Origin of the sequence: Acinetobacter sp. YH12072, assembly GCF_013419565.1 — a bacterium.
Lineage (GTDB): Bacteria > Pseudomonadota > Gammaproteobacteria > Pseudomonadales > Moraxellaceae > Acinetobacter.
Window position 1 is genome coordinate 103,768 of sequence record NZ_VOZV01000010.1, and the last position, 6,386, is coordinate 110,153.

The following is a 6,386-nucleotide window of genomic DNA, read 5'->3' on the forward strand; positions in this document are numbered from 1 at the left end:
ACATTCGGAAAGCTTTTTTATTGGAATTTTATGTTTACTGCCATTCCGCTATTTCGTTGCTATGGCATACTTGTCTGATAAAAATACGGGAAATCATCATGATGAAAAAAACAGTTTTTTTACTCGGCTTAACTATCGGCACTTTAGGCCTGACAGCATGTCAGACGGCACCTCAACAATTCAACGGTCAGACCGGATATGAAATTCTGGAACGTTCAGAAAATTCTGCAACCTTAAGCTATACATTAGCAGGACGACCAAGTCAGGATGAAAACAGGTTACAGGCTGCTTGCAGACAAGTTCTTGGAACTTCTAAAAACTATAATATCCAGATTATCAACAGTCAGGAAATAGTTAACCCAACTCCTGAACAGGCTCAGTATGGCCGTCAACTCGGGGATAGCCGCACCCAGATCAGCTTGAGTAATACACCTGATTTATATAACAGTGAAAATCCGGGTGCCCGAGAGGCATTAGAAGCTCGCCCTACCACTGTACGTGTGATTCGTTATACTTGCTCATAAAACAGAGCATAAAAAAGGGCTTGATGCCCTTTTTTTCTTTTTCAATTCTTGGATGTTATTTAGTTCGATAGAAGCTGACATTACGGAATTCTGGTGATTCATCCAGATCTGGCCAGGTAGTCGCACTACGTTCATCCAGTTTGAGATATTGCGGATGACTAAAATTTTTCACCCGACTATCTGCGACCCAGACTTCTGGTGCAAATTTCAGGAATTCATCCAGGAAGAAACGGTTACACTGATCATAAAGCACATCTGCCGCTAGCAGTATATCCACCTGTTCTGCTTTATAGAGATCATCCAGATATTCCAGCTCAACATCATTTAACTCAGCATTGGCACGACAGGCATTCAGACTGACCTGATCGATATCACAACAGATCACACGTTTGGCTCCTGCCATTTTCGCTGCAATAGCAACAACACCTGATCCTGCACCAAAATCTAGTACCACTTTGTCTTTGACATGATGCGGTTCAGCCAGCAACCACTGTGCCATGGCCAATCCTGATGCCCAGCAGAAGATCCAGTACGGCGTATCATTCCAGATACGACGAATCACTTCATCATCTAGTTTGTCTGTCGGAAAGACTGGTGGAATCAGCCAGAGTGAAATCGGTGTTTCTGGTAGCTGCTGTGCCATCAGTTCACAATTAGGAATAACTTGGTGTAAGGCTTGAAGTAAATGCTCAGGGGCTTTAGGAAATTGGAAAGTACAGCTCATGAAGAAAGCCTTGATGCGAAAATATCTTTATTGGAATTTATACATTAATCGGATACATGACCACGTCATTCGCAGCTGTTCGAGGCAGACTGAAATCTAATTCGTCCTGTTTTTGCGACACATCAACCACGCAAAAGAAATATGACGAGTTCTGCGAATGACAAATGGTTTTGGTTACTTTTGCCGAAACAAAAGTAACGAATGAGCTTCTTACATCTATAGTCACAACGATACAACTCCGCCGTAACTAATTAAAATTTCAATTAACCCAAAGCCTTCTCAGCAGCTTCTACAGTTTGACGAATCAGCGTAGTGATTGTCATAGGACCTACACCACCCGGAACTGGGGTATAAGCAGAAGCGATTTCTTCGATACCGACTAATTGAATATCACCCACACCACCGCCATCACGTGGGTGGAAGCCAGCATCAACAACCACTGCACCTGGTTTAATCCAGTCTTTCTGGATCAGTTCAGCTTTACCCACCGCACCCACGATAATGTCAGCTTGTTTTACAAATTCTGGAAGGTTTTGAGTACGTGAATGGCAAATAGTCACTGTAGCATTCGCTTCAAGCAACATTGCTGCCATTGGTTTACCTAGAATCGCAGAACGACCAACCACTACCGCATGTTTACCTGCGATTTCAATATTGTTTTCTTTCAGGATGGTCATGATACCTGCAGGAGTAGCAGAACCATAAGCTGCTTCACCCATCGCCATACGACCATAGCCCAGACAAGTCACACCATCGACGTCTTTTTCAAGCGAGATAGCATCAAAACAAGCACGTTCATCAATTTGTGCAGGAACCGGATGTTGTAACAGAATACCGTGAACATCCGGATTTGCATTCAATTTTTCAATTTCAGCCAGCAATTCTTCAGTAGTCGTTTCTTTTGGAAGCTCAACTTTTAATGAATCCATACCAACACGGCGGCAAGCATTACCTTTCATACGTACATAAGTTGCAGATGCGCCATCGTCACCCACCAAAATAGTCGCAAGAATTGGAGTACGACCTGACTTTGCTTTCAGCGCTTCTACGCGAGTTAACAAGTCAGCTTCAATTTGCTTCGCCAATGCACGACCGTCTAGAACTAATGCCACGGCACTTCTCCCAAGTGTTGATATGAATCAATTTTGCACATTCTACATGATAATTCTGAATATTTTCCGCCATATGCTGTTTTTATGCGCATACAAATGAATATCCTATTGTTTTTTTTTCAGAGCTTGATAATATACGCATCAACAAGACGCGGCGGGGTGGCAGAGTGGTCATGCAGCGGACTGCAACTCCGTGGACGCCGGTTCGATTCCGACCTCCGCCTCCAATCTTGTTAAAGCCCGAGTGGTGAAATCGGTAGACACAGGGGATTTAAAATCCCCCGCCCACAAAGCGTGCCAGTTCGAGTCTGGCCTCGGGCACCATTCTTCTACTACTGAAGATGGTGCAAATAAAGAACCCAGCTAAAGCTGGTTTTTTTATGCCTGTAATTTGCTAAATCTAATTCTCAATAGAATTCTATAAGCATTCGCCAACCTGCTCTGCTTTCAAAATATTATCCAGCAGAGCGTAAATAACCTTCCAGATCCTGTTCCAGTTTTTCCTGAAAATGAATCGGCTCAATGATCTTTACATACGGTAGCCAGTAACGTACCAGTGGCAATAACTGCATTTCATGACGAATCTGACAACTAATTAACAATTCTCCAGACTCTGATTCCTGTTCGATCTGCTGTTCCGGAAATAAACGGCGCTCTTTAAAAAATACCGTGACTTCAGGTTGCACCTTCATCAAAACCTGCTGTTTTTGCTGACCAAACCAGATGCTGTCTTCATCTGCCAGCATTTTCAGAACTTCAGGATCATGCTCAAAGCTTTCATTTTCAAAAACCAGTTTGACTTCCTGCAACTGACTTAAACGATAAGTTTTGAGTTCAGCTTCAGTGACACCAGCCAGATACCAGATGCCATGATGATGAATCAATCGGTATGGCTGGATGATCCGTGTTTGTTCGGAATATTGCAGCTCAATCTGCTGCCGTTTATAGATCGCCCCTGCAAGCAGCTTGAAATGCTCGGCAAACTGTTTGGCATCTTCAAAATAATAACCTTTTGCCGAAAATACCTGATTTGCCCGCTCATCCAGCAATTCACGAATAAAAGACATATCCAGTGCCGGATACAGCTCACTGATTCCGGACAACTGTGCAAAATTCTGGATATCCTGCAACTTGAAACGCCCTAAATATGAAGGCTCAAGATAATAGCGTTTGGTATTTTGATCCTGTATGAGCGGTAAATACGCATTCAGACGAACAAAATCACGTTCAATAGTACGGGTGCTGACCTGAAATTCTCGTGCCAGCTCCTGTACACTTAACTGATGCCCTATATTAAGTTTGGTTAAAATATTTGCCAAACGGTCTGCGAGGCGCTCATGCGTTGACGCATTGCCCTTCATAAATACCCTCTTCGTGCCGCTTGTGCAGCACAATGATTCATCTGCTTAGAATTTTTAAATTATGGGAAAATTATACAGCCAAATAAAAACGAGATTAGAGTTATTCACTTCAACTTAAGGCTAATAGGCAAGGTGTTTTTTAAGCTTTTTTACGACGTTTGTAGTGAGGTTTCGGTGCTGAGTGGCTCAGCCGTTCCATATAGCGTTCCAGATGCAACATGGCTTGATACAGCTTGTGTAGATCGGAACGAAGTAACTGATTACGGATAATCGCTTTATGCAAACGCTTCAATGCACGAAAGCCATGTTCATGCGTATAAGGGGTGGACACTATCTTCATAATATACTTCCTTTTAATACGTGACATTTCATCTAATACCAAACAATTTAGTCAGATTATATTTAAGCGCTAATTTACTCCTCAGTTTTGACAGGTTGTGTCGAATAATCGACACTTTTTACCGTTTTTTAAAATTTATATCCCTATTTCAAGCAATTAATTTAAATTAGTTATCGTTTTTTATGCAAAATAAAAGCCAACAAAAGTTGGCTTTTAGTATTTCTATCACAAGAATAATTAGATGATTTCCACCACAATCTTACCGATATGTTCACCCGTATCCATCGTTGCATGCGCATCCTGAATCTGGTCAAATTTGAAGGTTTTATAGATCATCGGTAAACATTCACCTTTTGCCCAGAGTGGTGCCACATGCTCTTTCAGGCCTTGGGCAATTTCAGCTTTCTCAGCCGTATTGCGTGCACGCATGGTAGAACCAGTAATGGTCAAACGTTTCATCATGATTTGACCCAATTTTACATCCTTAGCTTTAGCGCCGCCCAGGAATGCGATATACACCAAACGACCATCACGACGCAGCAGATTCAGATTTTTCTCTAGGTACGGCGCACCCACCATATCCAGAATCACATCTACACCGGCATTATCCGTAGCTTCATTGATGACCTGCTCAAAGTCTTGGGTCTTGTAATTGATTCCTGTGGTCAGATGTGAAATCGCCTGAATTTTTTCATCACTGCCTGCTGTCGCGAAGGTTTTGATGCCTAATGATTTGCACAGCATTAAGGCTGTGGTTCCAATCCCGCTAGTTCCGCCATGAATCAGTACAGTCTCTCCTGCCTTAGCCTTACCCATCTGGAACACATTTGCCCATACAGTAAAGAAGGTTTCAGGAATCGCTGCAGCCTGTACAAAGCTCACGCCTTCAGGAATGTTTAAAGTCTGGCTTTCAGGCACGACGCAATATTCTGCATAACCACCGCCATTGGTCAGGCCACAGACTTTGTCACCTACTTTAAACTGGCTTACTTCACTCCCGACTGCGACCACTTCACCGGCAACTTCCAGACCCGGTACAGGAGTAACGCCCTTAGGCATTGGATACAAGCCCTGACGCTGCAAGATATCCGGACGGTTAATCCCGAAAGCATTTACCTTGACCAGCACTTCGTCTGCTTTAGGTTCAGGGATGGCAACCGTTTCATAAGCGAGTTTCTCTACACCACCCGGTTCTGTAATGATGACTTGTTGCATGCTTTGTTGCGTCATGGATTCTTTCCCTAATATTCACGTTTCATATTTTTCGAACTTATTTGAACATAGAAATGCTATGGATTGAAGCAGCATGGACTTATGTATAATCAGCTGCCTATTTAGTAAATTGATATAAGACCACTGATGACAATAATTACAAAAGCGAAAACCGAGGATATCGACGCTATTCTTGAAATCTGGTTCAAGGCTTCTTTAAAGGCACATGATTTTATTCCGGCTGATTATTGGAAAAATCAGCTGCTTCCAATGCGGGATCAATACCTACCTCTGGCAGAAAACTATGTCCTTAAAGAAAATCATACGGTGCTTGGCTTTGTTTCATTATTAAAATCGGAAAATATATTAGCTGCACTTTTCATTGATCCTGAGCAGCAAGGTGCTGGCTATGGCTGCCGTTTAGTTAATTTCTTAAAACAGCAATGTAATCAGCTGCATTTAAATGTCTATGCTGCAAATACATCAGCAGTTCATTTTTACCAAAAGCAGGGTTTTAAGGTGATCAATCAAGGAATCGATGAGAATACCGGTCAGGCTGAACTCACTATGAGCTGGTTTAAATCTTAATTTTGAAATGATGAGAGCAAATTCATGTCAGCAGTCATCCCCTACAATGAAGATAATTACAGTGACTTCGAATGGTTTGAAGGCTTTGCTGTGATCCGTTTCTATGCTGACTGGTGCAAGCCTTGTGTACAGAATTTTCCGGTTTTTGAGGAACTGGCAGCACAATATGCTGGGCATAACCCAGAAATTAAGTTCGGTAAAATCAATGTCGATCAATCACCGATTCTGACCTTACGCTATAATGTCTATGGCTTGCCTTCCACTCTAATCTTTAAAAATAGCCAGATTATTCATCGTATTGCGGGTGTGAAAAGCTTGTCTGAAATGAAATCTATTTTGTCTCAAGTTCTGAATAAGTCATCCGATTCCGACTGATTCGAATAAGCAATTTCTTATTTACCCGAATCCTGCTTAAGCCGATGACTTCATAATTTGAATTGTTGGCTTATTTTTATGGATCAGTTGATATGCACACAAGGACGCGTAAATCCCTCCTAGAAATCCATGAACACTACGTGCTTTGCT

Annotated in this window: 8 protein-coding genes, 2 tRNA genes and 1 pseudogene; 5 read left to right on the forward strand and 6 right to left on the reverse strand. The window is 42.2% G+C overall.

Annotated features, from left to right (window positions below):
• The first annotated feature begins 101 nt into the window (after positions 1-101).
• Complete coding sequence (locus FTU19_RS06340; RefSeq protein ID WP_200230802.1) at positions 102-524, forward strand: hypothetical protein; 423 nt, start codon at positions 102-104, stop codon at positions 522-524.
• A 55-nt stretch (positions 525-579) separates the two neighbouring features.
• On the opposite strand, the gene FTU19_RS06345 is transcribed toward FTU19_RS06340, so the two are convergent.
• On the reverse strand, positions 580-1,248 hold the full coding sequence (locus tag FTU19_RS06345; RefSeq protein WP_034704932.1) for a methyltransferase: 669 nt from the start codon (positions 1,246-1,248) through the stop codon (positions 580-582).
• 263 nt (positions 1,249-1,511) lie between these two features.
• Positions 1,512-2,360: a bifunctional methylenetetrahydrofolate dehydrogenase/methenyltetrahydrofolate cyclohydrolase FolD gene (gene folD / locus FTU19_RS06350; protein ID WP_034704935.1), complete on the reverse strand. Its 849-nt coding sequence runs from the start codon at positions 2,358-2,360 to the stop codon at positions 1,512-1,514.
• Between the two features lie 153 nt (positions 2,361-2,513).
• On the opposite strand from folD, the gene FTU19_RS06355 reads away from it, so the two are divergent.
• Together FTU19_RS06355 and FTU19_RS06360 are read left to right on the forward strand one after the other, a co-directional pair.
• Positions 2,514-2,587 (forward strand) — tRNA-Cys (locus tag FTU19_RS06355).
• 11 nt (positions 2,588-2,598) lie between these two features.
• Positions 2,599-2,684 (forward strand) — tRNA-Leu (locus tag FTU19_RS06360).
• A gap of 131 nt (positions 2,685-2,815) precedes the next feature.
• On the opposite strand, the gene FTU19_RS06365 is transcribed toward FTU19_RS06360, so the two are convergent.
• The 3 genes from FTU19_RS06365 to FTU19_RS06375 form a co-directional block, all read right to left on the reverse strand.
• Positions 2,816-3,721: a YafY family protein gene (locus FTU19_RS06365; RefSeq protein WP_179992100.1), complete on the reverse strand. Its 906-nt coding sequence runs from the start codon at positions 3,719-3,721 to the stop codon at positions 2,816-2,818.
• 139 nt (positions 3,722-3,860) lie between these two features.
• Positions 3,861-4,061 carry a hypothetical protein gene (locus tag FTU19_RS06370; RefSeq protein WP_179992101.1) on the reverse strand — a complete coding sequence of 67 codons (201 nt, stop codon included), beginning with the start codon at positions 4,059-4,061 and terminating at the stop codon, positions 3,861-3,863.
• Between the two features lie 237 nt (positions 4,062-4,298).
• Positions 4,299-5,291 carry an NAD(P)H-quinone oxidoreductase gene (locus FTU19_RS06375; protein WP_180130441.1) on the reverse strand — a complete coding sequence of 331 codons (993 nt, stop codon included), beginning with the start codon at positions 5,289-5,291 and terminating at the stop codon, positions 4,299-4,301.
• A gap of 129 nt (positions 5,292-5,420) precedes the next feature.
• On the opposite strand from FTU19_RS06375, the gene FTU19_RS06380 reads away from it, so the two are divergent.
• Together FTU19_RS06380 and FTU19_RS06385 are read left to right on the forward strand one after the other, a co-directional pair.
• On the forward strand, positions 5,421-5,861 hold the full coding sequence (locus tag FTU19_RS06380) for an N-acetyltransferase (RefSeq protein WP_180130443.1): 441 nt from the start codon (positions 5,421-5,423) through the stop codon (positions 5,859-5,861).
• 24 nt (positions 5,862-5,885) lie between these two features.
• Positions 5,886-6,236 (forward strand): co-chaperone YbbN, encoded by a 351-nt coding sequence (locus FTU19_RS06385; protein ID WP_034704950.1) that lies wholly within the window; start codon positions 5,886-5,888, stop codon positions 6,234-6,236.
• Positions 6,237-6,272: 36 nt separating this feature from the next.
• Here the strand turns inward: FTU19_RS06385 and FTU19_RS06390 are convergent.
• Positions 6,273-6,386, reverse strand: a pseudogene (locus FTU19_RS06390) (IS982 family transposase); the annotation flags it as partial.

Bases quoted from the DNA above. Each gene is read 5' to 3' on its own strand.
- FTU19_RS06340 (WP_200230802.1), top strand. From the start codon at position 102: ATGAAAAAAACAGTTTTTTTACTCGGCTTAACTATCGGCACTTTAGGC.
- FTU19_RS06345 (WP_034704932.1), bottom strand. From the start codon at position 1,248: ATGAGCTGTACTTTCCAATTTCCTAAAGCCCCTGAGCATTTACTTCAA.
- FTU19_RS06365 (WP_179992100.1), bottom strand. From the start codon at position 3,721: ATGAAGGGCAATGCGTCAACGCATGAGCGCCTCGCAGACCGTTTGGCA.
- FTU19_RS06370 (WP_179992101.1), bottom strand. From the start codon at position 4,061: ATGAAGATAGTGTCCACCCCTTATACGCATGAACATGGCTTTCGTGCA.
- FTU19_RS06375 (WP_180130441.1), bottom strand. From the start codon at position 5,291: ATGACGCAACAAAGCATGCAACAAGTCATCATTACAGAACCGGGTGGT.
- FTU19_RS06380 (WP_180130443.1), top strand. From the start codon at position 5,421: ATGACAATAATTACAAAAGCGAAAACCGAGGATATCGACGCTATTCTT.
- FTU19_RS06385 (WP_034704950.1), top strand. From the start codon at position 5,886: ATGTCAGCAGTCATCCCCTACAATGAAGATAATTACAGTGACTTCGAA.